This window comes from Solidesulfovibrio carbinolicus (genome assembly GCF_004135975.1).
Classification (GTDB): domain Bacteria; phylum Desulfobacterota; class Desulfovibrionia; order Desulfovibrionales; family Desulfovibrionaceae; genus Solidesulfovibrio; species Solidesulfovibrio carbinolicus.
In genome coordinates this window covers 4,356,089-4,375,476 of the sequence record NZ_CP026538.1, presented here as the reverse complement: position 1 = coordinate 4,375,476, position 19,388 = coordinate 4,356,089, and the positions used below count along the sequence as shown (strand labels likewise).

The following is a 19,388-nucleotide window of genomic DNA, read 5'->3' as shown; positions in this document are numbered from 1 at the left end:
CAGGTGCAGGCCTATTTCGAGAATATGTTGTCCGTCCGCGAATGTGGCAGGTTCGGCCAACCCTGGGGAGGCATGGCCGACGCTTGCAGGGCCGCGGCAGCGGCTTCTCGCCGATCAAGCGAACGACGTTTCAGTCCTATTGTTGGAATTTACGCGGAAACTGTTCTTCGGGCAAGAGAGGATGCCAGCCTGGACGCCACTTGGCCCGGCCTCAAAACCTATGAGATCGTCCTCCACGCCACCAGCAACAACATCGTCGATAATTCGCAGTATTGGAGAGCGGTTCGGGGATGCATCAAAAGGGTTATGGCAAATAGTTGCGGCGGCTGGTTTCTGACCGGCAAAGCGATTGACATGTTTCGTATTGGCCTATAAAAAATACACTAGCGAAACAGCTCTTGCGGCGCTGCCTGCTCCTGCTCCCGTTCTTGCTCCGGTTCCGAGACCATCCGCGCTCACGCCGCACAGCGTTTGTCTGCACCCGTTTCGGCGGGATCTCCAAGGCGTTGTCCGAAACGGTAACGTTTTTCGGAGGTTGACCATGTCCATGATCACGTCATCCTATGTGGCGGAACGAAAGAACATGAAACCTGGAGACGTTATCGCGTTTAGCGGCAAGGGGGACGTGTCGCAGATCATTAAGAGCGTGACGCGTTCCAACGTGTCCCATGTCGGCGTCATATTGCAAACGACGGAGCGTGATCAGCACGAGGAGTCGGGACGTTTTTTTAACCAGATAATCGAATCGACTTCGATTCAGAAATTCAATGGCGTGATTGTCAATCGGCTCAGCAACAGGATTGACATGTATGATGGGGAAATATGGTGGCTGCCGCTGCGGGAAAATCTGCGGAATGCACCGCAGCGGATGAAGAATTTCTACAATTTCCTATTCAGCCAAGTAGGCAAGGGTTACGACACCATTCAGGCCATCAAGAGCGCCCTGGATGCATTGGACCAGTTGCCGATTTTTGGTCATGGTCCGACCTACAACAATGAGGATTTCAGCGAGTTCTTCTGTTCGGAACTCGTCGCGGCCGCTTTGGAGGAAGCGTCAGTGGTGCCCAAGCTCAACGCCTCGGAAGTGACTCCCATTGATTTGTGCCGCTGGAATATTTACGAGGAAAAATACTATTTGCTCAAATGCGATCCTGGAACGCCTGAGGAAAAGAAGTGCATTGGGCGTTACAACACCATTGACCCTGCCTTCTGGAATTATTGATTCATTTCCTTCCGGCCGGCCGGGCGCAAGCCCGGCCGGTCAGGGGGTGTCGTCGCCGGAAGCCGGTTCCTCGGCCACGCCGTCGGCGATGCCGTTCGTTCGCTCCACCCGAACCCCCGGCCCGGAACGCACCCGGGACAAAACGGCGTCGGTCAGCGTGGCAAGGCCGTCGCGGGTCTTGGCCGACAGCGCGATGGCTTCGGGAAAGAGGTTTCGCAGCTCCCACCGGCGCTCCTCTGACACGGCGTCCCATTTGTTGAGCACAAACAGGCGCGGCGTGTCGCCAAGCTCCATTTCCTGGAGAATGTCGGCCACGGCGGCGGCTTGGCCTTCCACCTCGGGGTGGGAGGCGTCGGCCACGGCCACCAGCAGGTCGGCCGCTTCCAGTTCCTCCAGGGTGGCCCGGAACGCTTCTTTCAGTTCCTTGGGCAGTTCGCGGATAAAGCCCACGGTGTCGGTCAGGATGATCTCGTGGTCGCTGGGGAAGCGCAGCCGGCGGCTGGTCGGGTCCAAGGTGGCGAACAAGCGGTTCTCCGCCAGCACGGCGCTGCCGGTCAGGGTGTTGAGCAGGGTGGATTTGCCGGCGTTGGTGTAGCCCACCAGCGACACCACCGGCAGACCGGCCCTGGCCCGGCCGGCCCGGGCGGCGGCCCGGCGCTTGCGCAGTTCCTTCAGTTCGTCCTTGATGCGGCCGATGCGTTCGCGGATGCGCCGCCGGTCCACTTCCAGCTTGGTTTCGCCCGGTCCCCGGCCGCCGATGCCGCCCATGAGCCGCGACATGGCCCGATCCTGGCGCACCAGACGCGGTTGCAGGTACTTGAGCTGGGCCATCTCGACCTGCAGCTTGCCCGAGCGGGTGGCCGCGTGCTGGGCGAAGATGTCGAGAATGAGTTGGGTGCGGTCGATGACCCGCAGCTGGGTCACCTCGGCCAGGTTGCGGATCTGCGAGGGCGAGAGTTCGCCGTCGAAGACCAAGAGCGACGCCCCGGCCCGCAGGGCCACGATCTCGATTTCGGCCAGCTTGCCTTTGCCGAGCAGGAACTTGGGATTGATGGCCGACACGCGCTGCACCACCCGTTCGGCCACGTCCAGCCCGGCCGTGTCGGCCAGGGCGGCCAGCTCGTCAAGGGAAGCGTCCTGCACCGGCTTGGGGGAGGTGGCCACGCTGACCAGCACCGCCTTTTCCCGGCCCGAGGCCGCCTTGCCCGGGGCGTCGATGCGTTCGCCCTCCCGGGCCAGCTCGGCTTCCAGGGCCTCGGCCAGGGCATTGAAATCTTCCTCCACCCGGTCAAAGGGCTGCGGCGGCAGCACGTCATAGGGCGCGTCGCCGGCGCCGGGCGGCAGCAAATGGGCCATGTGCAGCGTCGCCGGCTGGGCCATGCCGTCCACGGTGAGCGCGACCACGGAGTCCAGGCGCAGAAACAGCATGTCGGTCAAGTCTTCTTCGTTAAGCCCCTCGCCGGCCAAGTGGGTGTGGAGCAGGCGAAGTCCCCGCAATCGGCCGGCGCTCAGGCGCGCCCGGTCGAGTTCCGGGATGAGGATGCCCTTTTGGCTGCCGACGATGATGTGGGCCGGCCGGCCCTTGCGGTCGATGAGCAGGCCGACCTGCCGGCCGATGCCGTAGGAGATGGCGGCGAGTTCCCGGGCCTGGTCCACGGTGTAGCCGCCCATGGACGGATAGCGGCGCGTGCCCAGGCGTTCCAAGGCCTTGAGCTGGCTGGGCTTGAGGCCCACGATGTTGCCTTCGACTTTGGCGGCGATGACGGAATCCTTTGGTTAACGGGGTGACGGGGACGCGGCGCGCGACGGCGCGGCCGGCTGCCGACATGTAGCGCGGCAGGGAAGGGCGAGGCAAGGGGGCGCTTGACGTCGGCAGCTGTCCGTTTTAGCTAATACGTCTAGAATGACTTCTGTGCGAGGGCGGTATGAAAACCACGGCCACGGTGCTCAAAAATAATCTTGGCGAATATTTGCAGGCGGCATCCCGGGAGCCGGTGACGATCACGCGGCAGGGCAAGGCCTATGCGGTGTTGTTGTCGGTGGAGGAATACGAGCGGCTGCTGGAGCTGGAGGACGCCTGGTGGGCACGCCGCGCGGCCGAAGCCGAGGCGGGCGGCGAGTTCTTGGGACCGGAGGCGTCGTTGGCCTTTATGAGGGACCGCCTGCATGGCCCTGAAGCTTGATCTGGAGCGCCGCGCCCGGGATTTTCTGGATGGCCTGCCGGCCAAGCAATTCCGGCAAGTGGCGGTGCGGCTTTTCGATTTGCTGCGCGACCCGGATGCGCCGGACACGTCGGCCTTGAAAAATTCGCCCTACCGACGGGCCGACGTCGGGGAATACCGCATCGTCTACCGGGTGGCGGTGGACGTGTTGATCGTGCCGCTCGTTGGGAGGATATATGGGGGATAAGGATATGAATCTAAGGTTCGTGGCTAAGTCCAATTTCTGACTAATTAAAATTTAAAAAATCATTGCATTTCATGGTGTTAAGATTTCTAAAGACAATTTCTAATGACAATGTCCGCATAATTCGGCCCAGATTTGACTTTAGGAAAGTGTGGCAAGCCAATACCGCCGCCAGCGTTTATCCCCCTGGAAATTGACTTCCCCCGAGTCGATAAGGCGTTCGAGGATTTGACGTATACTGCGCAAGGGGATCTCCTGGCCAATGCGTTTATGGATGTCGCCAGATGATGATTTGGGATAGCGAGACAAGTCTTCTATTACAAGGGCTTTTAGTCTGTGAGGTTCGATTCTCCTTAGAGTGGTTTGAGGGATAAATTCAATGTTTCTTAACAGATTAGGGTCTACGAAAAAAGACATTGCTTGAGTTTTTCCTCGTTTTTGTATGATAGATGCTGTGATGAGTTTGTTGACCCAGTTCTTTGTGCTCTCCGTCGTTTCTAGGCCTAGCGCGCGGGCCAACTCAGTAGATGAAATTGATTCGTGCTGTATTATAATGCCGAGGGCAATTTTCTCGCGTTGTGTGAGATAGTACTGCGAGTCTATTTTTGCTATGAAATCAATAAGTTCTGGTTTGATTATGGACTTTGAAACGGTCACTTCGACTCTGTCGTGCTTTTCGGTTACACAGGGAGGGGCTTTCCCTTGCGAGAGAAGAATTTCGTATATCTTATCAAATCCGCTGCCCTCGCGTTCCATAAGGTTCAAGTCGTGGAAAAGTCTTGCGAGGTGTTCGTTGCGTCGAATAGTCGTGTGTAGGATGTTCTGTGCTGTAACTCCAATGGGCAGAGCTCCAGGGTTGACGATAGTCATTTCTTTAGGGTGGCTGTTGATAAATATGTCGCCACGTTGCGTGTAGGGTCTGTGCACAATGGCATTGACTAAGAGTTCGCGAATGACGGTTCGGTCATATGACGGAATTTGCTGGCGGAATAGGCCGTGAGGAAATTCAAAAAATTCCTTAAACTCTTGAATTTCATTCCAAATAGCGTCAATGAGAGCTAGCGGGTTGAGTGAATGATCGTCCCAGGATGTTTTGCCAATCTTGTCGCCTTGGTCGTCGTATTTTAAGTACTGAATAACGGGTGCTACGCCAAGCCTGCCTCTATCTTCTGGTCTGCCGATGCAAAGAATGCCAAGGTTTGTTAAAAGCCCATCCCTAGAAAGCATATAGTGTGCCATAAGTTCATGGCCGGTTTTTTCTTTAATAGATGGCTTTACTCTGTCAGAATTCTTTAGCGCCGCGACTATGTTAGTCCATGCAATTAGATCAATTTGTTCAACGGGTATGTCGAATAAGCACTGAGTTTCCCAGGAAAAAGAATTTCGGTCGGTCGCCAGTCTCAGTATCTCGTCGCCAACGACAGGCTTGATTGAGTCACTAACACGAATAAAGAAACGCCCGTCTGTTGTGGAAGGGATGCTTTGAGAGCGTGGTATCTTTACCTCAAGGACTTCACCTCCGTTGGCATGGGCCGTTATTGTTGGAAAAAGTATGACGTTGACTGTGATCTCGGCGATTTTTCTGCGAAATCTATCCGGCAGCGATTTGTCAATGAGTTGGTTGGGAGGTGGCGCTTCTTCCTTGTCTTCGATGCCAAAGCAGATAGTGCCATTTCCGGATGTGGCAAAAGCAATACAGTCCTTGGCGACCTCTGCCCAGTTCGCCGTTGTCCCTGTGATAGCTTTCAGAGATTTTTTCTCGTAATTTTGGCCTTCGCGCTGCATGTACTGCTCTGCCATTAGAAAATGATTTCGTAGGTTGCGAAAAAGCGTCTGCCCGCTAGCAAATCTCCCCGTACGTCAGCCGCTCCGCATACTCCGCCTGCTTGCCCTTGTTCCACAAGGACACCGGCCGGTAATAGCCCACGATGCGCGTGAACACTTCCGAGGGCGCGCCGCACTGGGGACACTCGAAATGCTCGCCCTTGACGTAGCCGTGCTCCTTGCACACCGAAAACGTCGGCGTGATCGACAGATACGGAATCTTGGTCATGGTGAAGGCCTTGACGATAAACGACTTGAGCGCCTCCACGTCGGCCACGGCTTCGCCCAGGTAGGTGTGGAACACCGTGCCGCCGGTGTAGAGCGGCTGGAGCTTGTTTTGATGCTCCAGGGCGGCGAACACGTCGCGCGACAGCCCCACCGGCAGGGTCGTGGAATTGGTGTAGTACGGCGTGCCGTTGCCCGAGGCCTTGATGTCGGCGTACAGCGCCTTGTCGATTTTCGCCAGCCGGTAGCTCGTGCCCTCGGCCGGCGTGGCTTCGAGGTTGTAGAGGTTGCCGGTCTCTTCCTGAAAACGCGAGGTCACCTCGCGCAGATGCTCCAGCATCCGGGTCATGAGCCGCACTCCGGCCTCGGTCTCGATGCCCTTGCCGAGCAGGTTCAGGCAGGCCTCGTGGCCGCCCACCAGCCCGATGGTGGAGAAATGGCCCTTGAAGCCGTTTTTGAGGTAGCGCTTGGTCCAGGGGAACAGCCCCCGCTCCAGGTTGTCGCTGATCATCTTACGCTTGAATTCCAGGGCCGTCTTGGCCAGCTCGGCGTACTCGCCGACCAGATCCAGGAAATCCTCCTCGCCCTGGGCCAGAAAGGCCAGCTTGGGGAGATTGAGCGTCACCACGCCCACCGACCCGGTCAGGTCGCCGGCTCCGAACAGTCCGCCCACCTTGTTGCGCAACTGCCGCAAATCCATCTGCAGCCGGCAGCACATGGAGCGCACGTCCTCGGGCGAGAGGTCGGAATTGATGAAGTTCTGGAAATACGGCGCGCCGTACTTGGCGGTCATCTCCAGCAGCAGCGTGCCGATCTCGGAATCCCAGGGGAAATCCTTGGTGACGTTGTAGGTCGGGATGGGGAAGGAGAAGATGCGGCCGTCGTAGTCGCCCCCGGCCATGACCTCCAGGAAGGCCTTGTTGATCATCGCCATTTCCGGGGCAAAGTCGCCGTAAACGGCGTCCTGCATCTTGCCGCCGATGATGACGGCCTCATTGGCCAGGTGTTTGGGCGGGGAAAGATCGAAGGTGAGGTTGGTGAACGGGCTTTGGCCGCCCCAGCGCGAGGTGGTGTTGAGGTTGAAGACGAACTTCTGCATGGCCTGCTTGACCTCTTTATAGGTCAGGCCGTCCTGGCGGATGAAGGGGGCCAGGTAGGTGTCGACGTTGTTGAACGCCTGGGCCCCGGCCCATTCGTTTTGCAGGGTGCCCAGAAAATTGACCATCTGCCCCAGGGCCGTGTCGAAGTGGCGGGGCGGTCCGGCGCAGGAGCGGCCGGCGAGGTTGAAGCCTTCGAGCAAGAGGTCGCGCAGGCTCCAGCCGGCACAGTAGCCGGCCAGGCCAAAGGACAGGTCGTGGATGTGGAAATAGCCGTGCTCGTGGGCGGCGCGCACTTCCTCGGGATATTTTTCCAGGGCGTACCGGGCCTGCACCGTGCCCGACAGGTGGAGCATGAGGCCCTGGAAGCTGTGGTTCATGTTGGCGTTTTCCGCCACCCGCCAGTCGGTCTTGGCGATGTAGGTGTCGATGACGTCGGCGATGTCGAGGAAGGCGGCTTTCTGCTCGCGCAGCTCCCGGCGTTTCTCGCGGTAGACGATGTAGCGCCGGGCCACGGCGAAAAGCCGCGACTCCATGAGCACCAGCTCCACCGCGTCCTGGACATGCTCCTGCTCGGGCACGTCGTTGCCGAGTTCCTCCAGCTTGCCCTCGACCTTGCCGGCCAGTCGGGTGGCCAGGATCGGGTCCTGGACGCCGCTGGCCTTAAGCGCTTTTAAGATCGCCTGGGCGATCCGCTGGCTGGACCAGGTTTCCAGGCATCCGTCACGCTTGCGAATCTGCTTGGGCATCGGCCTTCTCCTCCCCGCGGCGCGGCAGCGGTCGAAACGGTTGGATGGTCAGCGCGTGTCCGGGCGGCAGCAGCGACTCCACCTCCCTGATGTCGTCGTCCGTCAGTTCGGGCACGCGGGTGGCGCGAAACTGAATGCGCCCGGGATGGGCCGTCGCCAGGGCAAAGACCTGGCCCAGGCGCTCGGCGGCTTCGAAGGCCTGGGCCAGGCCGCCGGTGACCAGCGGATACTTGGCAAAGGGCGCTTTGACGTCCACGGCCAGGTAGATGTCGGGATGGCTGTCCAGAAGCGTGGCCAGGACGTCCGGGCGCAGGCCGTTGGAATCGACCTTGACCGGCAGCCCCGAGGCGGCCACGGCGGCGGCCAGGGCCGGCATTCCCGGGGTCAGGGTGGGTTCGCCGCCGGTGATGACCAGCCCGTCGAGCCAGGGGCGGCGGGACGTGACGAACCGGCGCACGGCGTTCTCGGTCAGGGGCGCGGCGCCGGCTTGCGGCGTCCAGGCCAGGGCGGCGTTATGGCAGTGAGGGCAGCGCAGGTTGCAGCCGCCGAAAAACAGCACGGCGGTCAGGCGTCCCGGCCAATCGCAAAGGGACATGGGCTCGATGCCACGCACGAGCTCCCAGGCGGATGGATAGGTCATTTTTTAACGATGCCAATAGGATAACGAAGTTGCGGACCCCCGCGCGCTCCCCAACGCGCAGGGCAGGGACCACCCCGACACTTCCCCAAGCCGCATCCGTCATACGCCCGGGGCAAACGATTGCAAGAGGGGTCGGCGGGCGGGAAATCGCCCTCCCCGGCCAAGGCCGCGCCATGGCGGGCGATATTTTTTTTGCTGGCTGTCCAGGCAAGGAGGCAGGAACAAACGTTCGGAGGCCTATCGCTGTAGATATCTGGAATAGGTATGTTATTTAGGTATGTTGCTTGAATCATTTGCCCGTCGACTTGACGACGAGGAGCAGCGGAAAACGACATCTTCGGGAAATTGCGCCAAGAAATCCGCACCACGGCCAGGGATGCCACTCCTCCTAAAACAGCGCCGCGTCGCCCAGGGTCCACAGCTGGGCCCAACGGCCGGTGAGTTCGATTTCCAGCTCGGTCTCCCGGTCGCGCAGCCACGGCGGCACCACCAGTTCGTAGCGGGCGCTGACGGGCGTCCATTTCTCGCCGGTGTTTTGCAGGGCAAACAGGAGTTCGCGCACGCCATCGGGTCGGAAACCGTAGACCCGGACCATGCCGTCCCGGCCGACCCTTGGGAACAGCAGCAGCCTGTCCCGTTTGGCCGTCAAAGGCAGGCGCAGGACGCCCGGCCGGGACGGATCGGCCGGGGACAGGGCGGCCCAGGGAGCCTCGCGGTGGTCATCCACCGCGGCGATGTTCTCCCGTACGGCCAGGAGGGCGGCTTGGCCGATCTCGCCGGGAACGGCGAAGCGTTCTTCCAGGTAATTGCCGAGCACCGAAGCGGTCAGATGGCGCTGCGCCGCGTCCAGGCAAGGGCCGGCCGCGTCGGCCGGACAGAAAAAGGCTTCGATGCCGGTTAAGCGCAAGGTCTGGAGATTGCCGCCGGCCAGGGTCGGGGTGCGGGAGGCGCAGCGCAGGATCAGCTCAACGTCCATTCTGGCGTAGGGCGCCTCGCGTTTGAGGGCAATCTGGCGCTGGCGGGTGGCGTCGTAGCCTGTGGACAAGGGATAAATCAGGGGCGGCTCGTCGTCGAAGCGCACCAGGGCCTGGAGCTGGTTGTCCTGGCCGAGGTTGTCAAAAAGCACGTTGATCCGGATTTCCTGGGGCTGCGGCGGGGCGTGGTTGGCAAAGGCCAGGCGCGCTGCGGCGTCGACGTCGTTGCGTACGGGGATGAGGGCCGGCCCCCGGGCGTTTTGATGAAAGCGCAAGCCCGACAGGGCGCTTATTGCGGCAAAGACCCGGTCATAGGCCATGGGCAGGCTGTAGCGGGCCGGCAGGGCGTCGATGCGGCGCACCGGCTCGCGGGGCACGGCCAATTCCAGGACGGTGGAGGTTTCGATGTCGTGCCGGACCACGTCCGGTCCGAAGCGGGCCAGGAAGGCCGCCGCATTCGGGGCCATATACCCCCAGTGGGCCCCTGCGGCGAAAAGAAGGCGGGCTTCCCGGTCCTCGGGGGTCAGCCGGGGATTGGCCAGGGCCAGGGGCGGGGTATGCTGGTCCAGATACCAGGACACGGTGTTGGCGTAAAAATCGTTGCCAAAGGACAGGATCGTTCCCGGCCGGTCCAGGGCGGCGAGGCCGGCGGCGGCCAGCTTGTAGTTGTTGCCGATGACCGGGACTTGATAACTGGTCACGGCGTAGAACTTGTCGTGATGGACGGCCAGGGGCAGCAGCACGGCCAGGGCCAGGGCGGCCAGGGTCACGGCCGGCAGGCGCGGGGCCAGGCGCGGCCAGGCGGCCGCGCCGCCGGCCAGGGCCAGGGCCAGGGGAATGCCCAGGCTCGACAGATGGCGGGCGTACAGTCCGGTGCTCCGGCCCATGGCCAGCAGGACCAGGGGCGGCACGGCCGTCAGCAGGGCCAGGACCAGGAAGTTTCGCCGGTCCCGCCGGGCCAGAACGGCAAAGGCGGCCAGGGCAACCGCGCCCACGGCCAGACGCGCCGGCCAGACGTCGAAACTGTAGAGCACGCCGCCCAGGGCCGCCCCGAGGGCCAGGGCGGCGTCGGTGACGGTCTCGTTGGCGTCGGCGATGAGCTGGGGGGTGTGACTCTGGGCTATAAGCCCGAAGTAGGCGGCGGTGGCGATGCCGGCGCAGCCTGCGCCAAAAAGGCCGGTGGCGGTCAGCCGGCCGGGCCAGCCCGGGCGATTATCAGGCGCGACGGCGAGCAGGCAAAGGCCCATGGCGGCCAGCAGGGGAAAGGATAGATAGTGGCAGGCCGTCATCAGGGCGGCGGCGGCGAGCATTCCGACAATGTCGCGTTTACGCCCCCGGCGCAGCCAGCCGGCCAGAAAGTACAAAGCGCCCAAAAAAAAGAGCAGCCACAAGGAATAGGGCCGGGCCATGCGGGAGAGCAGCAGGTTCTGGGGCATGGCCAGCCAAATGGCGGCCGCCGCCGTGCCGGCTGCCGGTGAAAAAAGCCGCGTCCCCAAGGCAGCCAGGAGTCCCACGCAACCCAATCCGCATAGGGCGGGCAGCAGACGCACGGTGAAGTCGTTATGTCCCAGGCGCAAAAATCCCTTGAGCAGGATGTAGAACAGCGGCGGATGTTCTTCCAGGGTACGCGAGAGCGTGACGATATAGTCCAGGGGAAAGCGGGCGTTGAGCGGCGAAGCGGCCTCGTCGAGCCACAGGGATGGCCGGCCAAGGCCGTAAAAAATCACAAAGGCGGCGACGCCAAGGAGCGCAAGCCGCAAAGGCGGCATGGGCCGGGGGAACTGCACGGGCGCTCCTAGACTGGAAACGTTACATCTTGTGAGCCGTTTGGTCATATGAGTTGAGACCTTCCATGAGGTCAATGCATTGGCGGCATCGTTGCGGAAATGTCATGCAAGCCGGCCGGGCTGGCCGTTGGCCCGTGTCTCGCACCGTCTCCTTCCCGTTGCTCCCTGCCCCGGCGTCGGCTAGTGTGGCCCTATGCAACGAGCCGGATTTTCCTTTCTCGCCTGCCCGGACCCGGAGATCGTGCGGGAGCGGGTGGAGCGCCTTCTGGCCGACAGCGGCCAGCCGTTTTCCCGGGAGGTGTTCTGGGGCGACGAGGAGCTTGGCGCGCCGTTCTGGAGCGCGCTCACCGTGGGCAGCCTGTTCGCCGGCCGCCGGGCCGTGATCCTGCGCCGGGCCGAGGCGGCCCCCCCGGATTTCTGGCCCAAGCTCACCCCGGCGCTGAAGGGCTTTAACGACGCGGTCTGGCCCTTTTTCTGTTTTGAAGGCCCCTTGGATAAAAAAGGCGGCCCCAAATTCCCCAAGACCCTGACCGAGCAGCCCTATTTCACGGTGGCCGAGAAGCGCAAATGGATCTTTGTTTCGCCGGGCCTGACTCGCCGCGACATGGGGCCGCGTCTGGCCGATTGGGCCGGGCGGCGCGGGTTGGTGCTGGAGCCTGGCGTGGCCGAGGCCCTGGCCGCCGCCTTGCCGGCTTCCCTGGCCCATGCCGACAACGAGCTGGCCAAGCTGGAGCTGTCCCTGGGCGACCGCACCAGCCTGGAAATGGCCGATCTGGCCCTTTTGTCCCACCACGAGGGCATGGACGGCTTCGCCTTCCTCAATGCCTTGTCCGAGGGGCGCGATCCGGCCAAGGTCTGGCAGGAGATCTTCGACAAGGAGCTGGCCGGGGAGGAGATGATCTTTCCCTTTATCGGGCTTTTGCTCTACGAAGCGAGGATGATGTGGCGTCTGGCCGTGGGCGAGGCCGACGACGTGCGCCTGCCGCCCCAGGTGCGCCGCCAGAAGGAGGCCATGGCCCGGCGGCTGGGCTCGGCCGGGCTGACCCGGCTTTTTGAGGCGGCCTTTGCCGCCGAAGCCGGCATCAAGACCGGGGCGCGCAAGCCCGATCAGGCCATGGAGTTCCTCACGGCCGAACTTTTCCGGCTTTTTGGCGGCCAGGGACGGCAAACGGGCCGGGTGGGACCGTGATCGGTCCGGTTTTTCGCCCCTGTCGGGCCTTTGTGACGGATTATTCCCTCCCAAAAGGCGGTAAACGCCTTGCCCGGACCCGAAACCATGCTTAATAAGAAAGAACCGCCCCATTACCTCGGCCACCGACGCCGTCTCAAGGACCGGCTTTTGGACGATCCCCGCGCCCTGGCGGAATATGAGGTGCTGGAGCTTGTGCTGGGCTACGTCAACGCGCGGCGCGACACCAAGCCCTTGGCCAAGGAGCTCTTGGCCCGCTTCGGCAGCCTGCGCGGGGTGCTCACGGCCCGTTTCGAGGAGCTCCGGGGCGTGCCCGGGTTTGGCGCGGGAGCCGAGGAGTTCCTGACCCTGTGGCGCGAGGTTTGGGCCAGGTTCCACGAACAGCCCATGCGCGACCGGGCCGTGCTTGGCAGCCCCGACGTGGTGGCCGAAATGGCCCGGGCCAGGATCGGGGTCAAGGAGCACGAGGAATTCTGGATGGCCCTGGTGGACACCAAGAACCGGCTGGTTGGCTGGGAGCGGGTGAGCAAGGGCACGGTGGATCAGGCCGCGGTCTACCCGCGGGAGGTCATCGCCATGGCGCTTCGCTACAACGCCAGCGGCGTGATCCTCGTCCACAACCACCCCGGGGCCGACCCCAAGCCCTCGGCCGAGGACATGGCCTTTACCCGCCGCATCGTGGCCGCTGCCCGGGAAATGGATATCCGGGTGCTCGACCATCTGGTGGTGACGGAAAACCGGTTTTTCAGCTTTCAGGCCGAAGGCATGATCTAGGGTCGCATCCACGAAAAGCGATCCGGTGTTTCTCAGGCAACAGGCGCAAAAGACGAAGTTTCAGCCGCAAAGGCTATCGTATTTGTTACAGGACGCGACACGAGCCAAGGAGGCGGCCATGACGACCGAAAAAACGACGCCAAGCCTGCACGCCACGGTCTCCGGCAAGGTTCAGGGCGTGTATTTCCGGGCCTGGGTCTACGACCAGGCCGCAAGCCTGGGGCTTCGCGGCTGGGTGCGCAACCTGGCCGACGGCAAGGTCGAGGTGCTGGCCCAGGGCGACCCCGAAGCCCTGGCCGCCCTGAAGGAGCGCCTGCCCCAAGGGTCGCCCCTGTCCCGGGTGGATGCGGTGGCGGCGACAATGATCGACCACGACAAAGCTTACGACGCCTTCGCCATTCGCGGCTAAGGACGTTTTCGATACCGACAAGGAGCACATGCATCATGGATGACAAGGAACGCGAACTGCTCGCGGCCGCCGATGGCGCGCCGACCGAAGCGGCCCCGGTTTCCGCCGGCGAGGGCGAGGAAGCCGCGCCGCCCGATATCCCGTCCGAACTCCCGGTGTTGCCGGTGCGCGACATCGTGGTCTTCAACTACATGATCCTGCCGCTGTTCGTGGGCCGGGACAAGTCGGTCCAGGCCGTGGACGCGGCGCTTAACGGCTCGCGCTATATCCTGGTCCTGACCCAGAAGGACGAGAAGGTGGACGAGCCCGGTCCCGACGACCTCTACCGGGTCGGCACGGTGGGCATGATCATGCGCATGCTCAAGATGCCCGACGGCCGGCTCAAGGTGCTGGTCCAGGGGCTGACCCGGGCCAGGGTGACGGATTTTTCCTCCTCCGACCCCTATCTGGCGGCCAAGATCGAGGTGCTGGCCGAGCGCGACCCCAAGGAAGCCACCCTGGAGCAGGAAGCCATGATGCGGGCGGCCCGGGAGCAAAGCGAAAAGATCCTGTCGCTTCGCGGCATGGCCTCGGCCGACATCATGGCCGTGCTCAACAGCGTCAACGAGCCCGGACGGCTGGCTGATCTCGTGGCCTCCAACCTGCGCATGCGGGTGGAGGAAGCCCAGCGGCTGCTGGAGTGCGAGGACCCGGTGGAGCGCCTGCGGCTGGTCAACGACCAGTTGGTCAAGGAAGCCGAGGTCGCGGCCATGCAGGCCAAGATCCAGAACATGGCCAAGGAAGGGATGGACAAGGCCCAAAAGGACTTCTTCCTGCGCGAGCAGTTAAAGGCCATCCGCCGGGAACTGGGCGAGGGCGGCGAGGAGTCCGACGACCTCGACGAACTCAAGGAAGCCCTGGACAAGGCCGGGATGCCTAAGGACGTCAAGAAGGAAGCGGACAAGCAGCTGAAAAGGCTGGTGTCCATGCACCCCGACTCCTCCGAGGCCGGCGTCATCCGCACCTACCTCGACTGGATGGTGGAGCTGCCCTGGAAGAAGCTGTCCAAGGACCGGCTCGACATCAAGGAAGCCAAGCGCATCCTGGACGAGGACCACTTCGACCTGGAAAAGGTCAAGGAGCGCATCCTCGAATACCTGTCCGTGCGCAAGCTCAACCCCGGCATGAAGGGCCCCATCCTGTGCTTCGTCGGCCCTCCGGGCGTGGGCAAGACCTCTCTTGGCCGCTCCATCGCCCGGGCCCTGGGGCGCAAGTTCGTGCGCATGTCCCTTGGCGGCATGCGCGACGAGGCCGAGATTCGCGGCCACCGGCGCACCTACATCGGCTCCATGCCCGGCCGGGTCATCCAGAGCATCAAGCAGGCCGGCACCCGAAACCCGGTCATCATGCTCGACGAGATCGACAAGGTCGGTTCCGACTTCCGGGGCGACCCGTCCTCGGCGCTTTTGGAGGTGCTCGACCCCGAACAGAACAACTCCTTCTCGGACCATTACCTGAACGTGCCCTTTGACCTGTCCAAGGTGATGTTCATCTGCACGGCCAACATCCTGGACACCATTCCGCCGCCGCTGCTCGACCGCATGGAGCTCATCCGCCTGCCCGGCTACACCGAGCAGGAGAAGGTCAAGATCGCCCGGCGCTACATCCTGCCGCGCCAGATCGAGGAAAACGGCCTGGCCGCCGAGGACGTGTCCCTGTCGGATCAGGTCGTGGCCAAGATCATCCGCGACTACACCCGCGAGGCCGGCCTGCGAAACCTCGAGCGCGAAGTCGGGTCGGTGTGTCGCAAGCTGGCCCGGCGCAAGGCTGAGGGCGAACAGCCGCCATTTCGGGTCACGGCCTCGTCCCTGGAAAAGTTGCTGGGGCCGGCCCGGTTCATGGACGACGAGCGCGAGGCCGATCTGCCGCCGGGCGTGGCCGTGGGCTTGGCCTGGACGCCGGTGGGCGGAGCCATCCTGCACATCGAGGCGGCCACGCTGCCGGGCAAGGGCGGGCTGCAGCTCACGGGCAAGCTGGGCGAGGTCATGAAGGAGTCGGCCCAGGCCGCGCTCACCTACGCCAAGTCCCGGGCCAAGGAGCTGGGCATCGCGCCGGAGATGTTCGAGAAAAACGACATCCACATCCACGTGCCGGCCGGGGCCACGCCCAAGGACGGCCCCTCGGCCGGCGTGACGCTGGTCACGGCGCTTATCTCGCTTTTGACCAACACGCCGGTCTGCAACGATCTGGCCATGACCGGCGAGATTACGCTTCGCGGACGGGTGCTGCCCGTTGGCGGCATCAAGGAAAAGATCCTGGCCGCCGTGGCCGCCGGCATGAAGCGGGTCATCATCCCGGCCAAGAATATGAAAGACATTCACGACATCCCCAAGGACCTGCGCGGGCGGCTCAAGATCATGCCCGTGGAGCGCATCGACGAGGTCTGGCCCTTGGCCTGCGCCGTGGAAGAGAAACAGTCCTGAAGCAGGAAGCGGCAATGCCGCAAAGCCGGGGCGGGCGACCGTCCCGGCTTTTTTGATCCGCCTGCCCATGTCCCGTGGTGGCAATCCGCCCTGATTTGATGTATCCCCCAAGGTGGGGAGAGGAGGCCTTGCGGCGTTTCGCCGGAGTGCTATCCTGCTTATATCTTTTGGCAAATTTTCAGCCGCCATCTGGCGGCCGCCCTTTTTTCTTGCAATCGAAAACGGTTAGGAAAGCCCGCCTATGACCCACCTGCCACTGCCCGCCGATCTGCCCGAGGCCGACGTCAACGACAACGCCATGGTGGTCTTGTCCAAGCGCTATCTGAAAAAAACGCCCGACGGCTCGCCCGAGGAAGACGTCCAGGGCCTGTTCTGGCGGGTGGCCGGAGCCATCGCCAGCGAAGAGGCCAAGTACGCCGCCTCGCCCTGGCAGCCCGAGGCCCTGGCCCGCAAATTCTACGACCTCATGGTCGGGATGCGCTTTCTGCCCAATTCCCCAACGCTGATGAACGCCGGCACGCCCCTGGGCCAGCTGGCCGCCTGCTTCGTGCTGCCGGTGGGCGACTCCATGGACGAGATCTTCGACGCCGTGAAGTTCGCCGCGCTGATCCACAAATCCGGCGGCGGCACGGGCTTTTCCTTCTCCCGGCTGCGCCCCAAAAAAAGCCGGGTCGGCTCCACCGGCGGCGTGGCCTCGGGACCGGTCTCCTTCATGCGGATTTTCAACACCGCCACCGAACAGGTCAAACAGGGCGGCACGCGGCGCGGGGCCAACATGGGCATCCTGCGCATCGACCATCCCGACATCCTGGAATTTATCGCCTGCAAGGAGCGCGAGGGCGAGCTGACCAACTTCAACATCTCGGTGGCGCTCACCGAACGCTTCATGCAGGCCGTGGAAAAGGGCGAGGACTACGACCTCATAGACCCGCGCGACGGCTCCAAACGGGGCAGTCTGTCCGCGCCCGAGGTCTTTTCGCTGCTCGTGCGCAAGGCCTGGGAATCCGGCGATCCCGGCATCGTCTTTCTCGACCGCATCAACCGCGACAACCCCACTCCGGCCCTGGGAGCCATCGAGTCGACCAATCCGTGCGTCACTGGCGACACCTGGGTCATGACAGCAGACGGCCCCAGGCAGGCCCGGGAGCTGACCGGCCGCACCGTACCCCTGGTTCTTGACGGGGCCGTGCATCCTTCTACCACCGAAGGCTTTTTCGTCACCGGCGTCAAGCCTGTCTACCGTTTGACCACCCGTGAAGGCCACAGCCTGCGCCTGACCGGCGACCATAAGATGTTGCGGGCCGCCGGCGAAACCGGCCGCCTCGGCGCGACCTGGGTCGAAACGGCAAATCTCGTCCCCGGCGACAAGCTGGTCCTGGGCGACCATCGTTCCCTGGCCGCCTGGCCCGGCAAGTACGGTCTGGCCGAAGGCTATCTGGTCGGCCTGCTTTTGGGCGACGGCACGCTCAAGCAGGACAAGGCCGTCCTGTCCTTCTGGACTCCGGCCGCCGTGGCCAACGGCGACCCGTTTCCCCGCAGTGGCGTCATGGAAGCGGCCTTCGCCTTTGCCAAAACCCAGCCCCACCGGAGTGATTTCACCGGCTGGGTGGGCGTCGCCGGCCGCGACGAATGGCGCATGAGCCTTGGGGCGCTCAAATCCATCTGCCACGATCTGGGCATGTCGCCGGGCAACAAGCGTCTCACTCCCGAGGTGGAACGCTGCTCCAGCGAATTTTCCCGGGGTTTTCTCGGCGGCCTGTTCGATGCCGACGGCTCGGTCCAGGGCACGCGCCAAAAGGGCGTCAGCATCCGCCTGTCCCAGTCCGACCTGGCCACCCTTGAGGCCGTGCAGCGCATGTTGCTGCGCCACGGCATCGCCTCGACCATCTACCGCAATCGCCGCGAGGCCGGGCAGTCCCTGCTCCCCGACGGCAAGGGCGGCGTGAAGGCCTATGCCGTCAAAAGTCAGCACGAACTGGTCATCGCCGGCGAGAACATGGCCCGCTTCCGCGAGGTGGTGGGTTTCCGCGACGAGGACAAGGCCGCTCGCCTGGAAGCCCTCCTGGCCGGCTACAAGCGCCGGCTCAACCGCGAGACCTTCCTGGCCACGGTGGAGGCGCTCGTTCCCGACGGCGAGGAAACCGTCTACGATGTGCAAGTGCCCGGCGAAAACCGCTTCGACGCCTGCGGCCTGGTGGCCCACAACTGCGGCGAACAGCCGCTGCTCCCCTACGAGGCCTGCAACCTCGGCTCCATCAACCTGTCGGTCTTTTACGACCCCTCGGCCCCGGACGGCGTGGATTGGGCTGCCCTGGGCGAGACCGTGCATCTGGCCGTGCGCTTCCTCGACAACGTCATCGACGCCTCGCGCTATCCCCTGGACCAGATCACCGAAATGGTCCGGGCCAACCGCAAGATCGGCCTGGGCGTCATGGGATTTGCTGACCTGCTCTATCTGCTGCGCATCCCCTACGACAGCACCGAGGCCCTGACCCTGGCCGAAAAGCTCATGGAGACCGTCCAGGCCGAGGCCCGCAGCGCCTCCAAGACCCTGGCCGCCGAGCGCGGAGCCTTCCCGGCCTATCCCGAGTCCGTCTACGGCAAGCGCAACCTCGGCCCCTACCGCAACGCCACCACCACCACCATCGCCCCCACCGGCACGCTGTCCATCATCGCCGGCTGCTCCTCGGGCATCGAACCGCTTTTCGCTCTGTCCTTTGCCCGCCACGTCATGGACGGCGAAAAGCTCGTGGAAGCCAACCCCCACTTCGTCACGGCCCTGCGCGAGGCCGGGGCGCACTCCGACGCCCTCATGGAAGAGGTCACCCGCAAAGGCTCCATCGCCCATATCGGCATGTTGCCCGAGGCCCTGCGCGAAGTCTTTGTCACGGCCATGGACATTGAGCCGGTCTGGCACCTCAAAATGCAGGCCGCCTTCCAGAAATACACCGACAACGCCGTGTCCAAGACCGTCAACCTGCCAAACAGCGCCACCAAGGAAGAGATCCGCGAGATCTACTGGCTGGCCTACGAACTGGGCTGCAAGGGCGTGACCGTCTACCGCGACGGCTGCAAATCCAACCAGGTGCTGTGCACCGGCGACGGCGCGCCGGCCGATCCGGCCAAGCCCCAAAGCAAGGTGCGCATGCGCCCGGACATCGTTTTCGGCTTCACCCAGAAGGTCAAGACGGGCCTGGGCGAACTCTACCTCACCGTCAACGAGATCGACGGCAAGCCCTTCGAGGTCTTCGCCACCATCGGCAAATCCGGCCGCTCGGTCACGGCCAAGGCCGAAGCCATCGGACGGCTCGTTTCCCTGGCCCTGCGCTCGGGCGTGGAAGTGGCCGACATCGTGGGTCAGCTCAAGGGCATCGGCGGCGAAAACCCGGTGTTCCAGAAAAAGGGCCTGCTGCTGTCCATTCCCGACGCCGTGTCCTGGGTGCTGGAAAATCGCTACCTCCAAGGCCAGACCGTGCGCGACGAAACCGGCAACCTGTCCCATCCCCAATGCCCGGACTGCGGGGCTGACCTCGTCTTCGAGGAAGGCTGCCACGTCTGCAAGGGCTGCGGCTATACCAAGTGCGGCTAATCCTCCACATTGAAAACATAACAGCAGGCTAGATCGCAACG

The 19,388-nt window shown here is 63.2% G+C and carries 13 protein-coding genes; 8 read left to right on the top strand and 5 right to left on the bottom strand.

Annotated elements, in window-relative coordinates; translation table 11 throughout:
- The first annotated feature begins 541 nt into the window (after positions 1 to 541).
- On the top strand, positions 542 to 1,222 hold the full coding sequence (locus C3Y92_RS19525; RefSeq protein ID WP_129355479.1) for a hypothetical protein: 681 nt from the start codon (positions 542 to 544) through the stop codon (positions 1,220 to 1,222).
- A gap of 39 nt (positions 1,223 to 1,261) precedes the next feature.
- Here C3Y92_RS19525 and hflX read toward each other — a convergent pair whose 3' ends face one another.
- Positions 1,262 to 2,959 (bottom strand): GTPase HflX, encoded by a 1,698-nt coding sequence (gene hflX / locus C3Y92_RS19520; RefSeq protein WP_456242913.1) that lies wholly within the window; start codon positions 2,957 to 2,959, stop codon positions 1,262 to 1,264.
- A 188-nt stretch (positions 2,960 to 3,147) separates the two neighbouring features.
- Between hflX and C3Y92_RS19515 the strand changes: the two genes are divergently transcribed.
- A complete protein-coding gene (locus tag C3Y92_RS19515; protein WP_129355477.1) occupies positions 3,148 to 3,405 on the top strand; it encodes a type II toxin-antitoxin system Phd/YefM family antitoxin in 258 nt (85 codons plus the stop codon).
- Positions 3,389 to 3,631 carry a type II toxin-antitoxin system RelE family toxin gene (locus C3Y92_RS19510; protein WP_129355475.1) on the top strand — a complete coding sequence of 81 codons (243 nt, stop codon included), beginning with the start codon at positions 3,389 to 3,391 and terminating at the stop codon, positions 3,629 to 3,631. The genes C3Y92_RS19515 and C3Y92_RS19510 overlap by 17 nt, the downstream gene beginning before the upstream one ends.
- Positions 3,632 to 3,769: 138 nt before the next feature.
- On the opposite strand, the gene C3Y92_RS19505 is transcribed toward C3Y92_RS19510, so the two are convergent.
- The 4 genes from C3Y92_RS19505 to C3Y92_RS19490 all read right to left on the bottom strand — a co-directional run bounded on the left by C3Y92_RS19505 (position 3,770) and on the right by C3Y92_RS19490 (position 10,924).
- On the bottom strand, positions 3,770 to 5,413 hold the full coding sequence (locus C3Y92_RS19505) for an ATP-binding protein (protein ID WP_129355473.1): 1,644 nt from the start codon (positions 5,411 to 5,413) through the stop codon (positions 3,770 to 3,772).
- Between the two features lie 55 nt (positions 5,414 to 5,468).
- Positions 5,469 to 7,523, bottom strand: coding sequence for a ribonucleoside triphosphate reductase (locus tag C3Y92_RS19500; protein WP_129355471.1), 2,055 nt, complete (start codon positions 7,521 to 7,523; stop codon positions 5,469 to 5,471).
- Entirely contained in the window at positions 7,498 to 8,163 is a 666-nt protein-coding gene (locus C3Y92_RS19495; protein ID WP_129355469.1) for a radical SAM protein, read from the bottom strand. Before C3Y92_RS19495 ends, C3Y92_RS19500 begins: the two co-directional genes overlap by 26 nt.
- Positions 8,164 to 8,551: 388 nt before the next feature.
- Positions 8,552 to 10,924 (bottom strand): glycosyltransferase family 39 protein, encoded by a 2,373-nt coding sequence (locus C3Y92_RS19490; protein ID WP_129355467.1) that lies wholly within the window; start codon positions 10,922 to 10,924, stop codon positions 8,552 to 8,554.
- A gap of 193 nt (positions 10,925 to 11,117) precedes the next feature.
- On the opposite strand from C3Y92_RS19490, the gene C3Y92_RS19485 reads away from it, so the two are divergent.
- From C3Y92_RS19485 to C3Y92_RS19465, 5 genes are all read left to right on the top strand, one after another.
- The gene (locus C3Y92_RS19485) at positions 11,118 to 12,113 is read left to right on the top strand and encodes a DNA polymerase III subunit delta (RefSeq protein ID WP_129355465.1); all 996 of its coding nucleotides are present in this window, start codon (positions 11,118 to 11,120) and stop codon (positions 12,111 to 12,113) included.
- A gap of 87 nt (positions 12,114 to 12,200) precedes the next feature.
- Positions 12,201 to 12,887: a RadC family protein gene (gene radC, locus C3Y92_RS19480; protein ID WP_129355463.1), complete on the top strand. Its 687-nt coding sequence runs from the start codon at positions 12,201 to 12,203 to the stop codon at positions 12,885 to 12,887.
- Between the two features lie 118 nt (positions 12,888 to 13,005).
- The gene (locus C3Y92_RS19475; RefSeq protein ID WP_129355461.1) at positions 13,006 to 13,296 is read left to right on the top strand and encodes an acylphosphatase; all 291 of its coding nucleotides are present in this window, start codon (positions 13,006 to 13,008) and stop codon (positions 13,294 to 13,296) included.
- Positions 13,297 to 13,331: 35 nt separating this feature from the next.
- Positions 13,332 to 15,758: an endopeptidase La gene (lon, locus tag C3Y92_RS19470; protein ID WP_129355459.1), complete on the top strand. Its 2,427-nt coding sequence runs from the start codon at positions 13,332 to 13,334 to the stop codon at positions 15,756 to 15,758.
- Positions 15,759 to 15,999: 241 nt separating this feature from the next.
- The gene (locus C3Y92_RS19465) at positions 16,000 to 19,347 is read left to right on the top strand and encodes a ribonucleotide reductase N-terminal alpha domain-containing protein (protein WP_165352145.1); all 3,348 of its coding nucleotides are present in this window, start codon (positions 16,000 to 16,002) and stop codon (positions 19,345 to 19,347) included.
- The last annotated feature ends 41 nt before the right edge of the window (positions 19,348 to 19,388 follow it).

Excerpts from the sequence above, each read along its gene's own strand:
- C3Y92_RS19505 (WP_129355473.1), bottom strand. The coding sequence starts at position 5,413 with ATGCAGCGCGAAGGCCAAAATTACGAGAAAAAATCTCTGAAAGCTATC.
- C3Y92_RS19525 (WP_129355479.1), top strand. The coding sequence starts at position 542 with ATGTCCATGATCACGTCATCCTATGTGGCGGAACGAAAGAACATGAAA.
- C3Y92_RS19475 (WP_129355461.1), top strand. The coding sequence starts at position 13,006 with ATGACGACCGAAAAAACGACGCCAAGCCTGCACGCCACGGTCTCCGGC.
- C3Y92_RS19510 (WP_129355475.1), top strand. The coding sequence starts at position 3,389 with ATGGCCCTGAAGCTTGATCTGGAGCGCCGCGCCCGGGATTTTCTGGAT.
- C3Y92_RS19515 (WP_129355477.1), top strand. The coding sequence starts at position 3,148 with ATGAAAACCACGGCCACGGTGCTCAAAAATAATCTTGGCGAATATTTG.
- C3Y92_RS19500 (WP_129355471.1), bottom strand. The coding sequence starts at position 7,523 with ATGCCCAAGCAGATTCGCAAGCGTGACGGATGCCTGGAAACCTGGTCC.
- C3Y92_RS19495 (WP_129355469.1), bottom strand. The coding sequence starts at position 8,163 with ATGACCTATCCATCCGCCTGGGAGCTCGTGCGTGGCATCGAGCCCATG.
- radC (WP_129355463.1), top strand. The coding sequence starts at position 12,201 with ATGCTTAATAAGAAAGAACCGCCCCATTACCTCGGCCACCGACGCCGT.
- C3Y92_RS19485 (WP_129355465.1), top strand. The coding sequence starts at position 11,118 with ATGCAACGAGCCGGATTTTCCTTTCTCGCCTGCCCGGACCCGGAGATC.
- C3Y92_RS19465 (WP_165352145.1), top strand. The coding sequence starts at position 16,000 with ATGACCCACCTGCCACTGCCCGCCGATCTGCCCGAGGCCGACGTCAAC.
- lon (WP_129355459.1), top strand. The coding sequence starts at position 13,332 with ATGGATGACAAGGAACGCGAACTGCTCGCGGCCGCCGATGGCGCGCCG.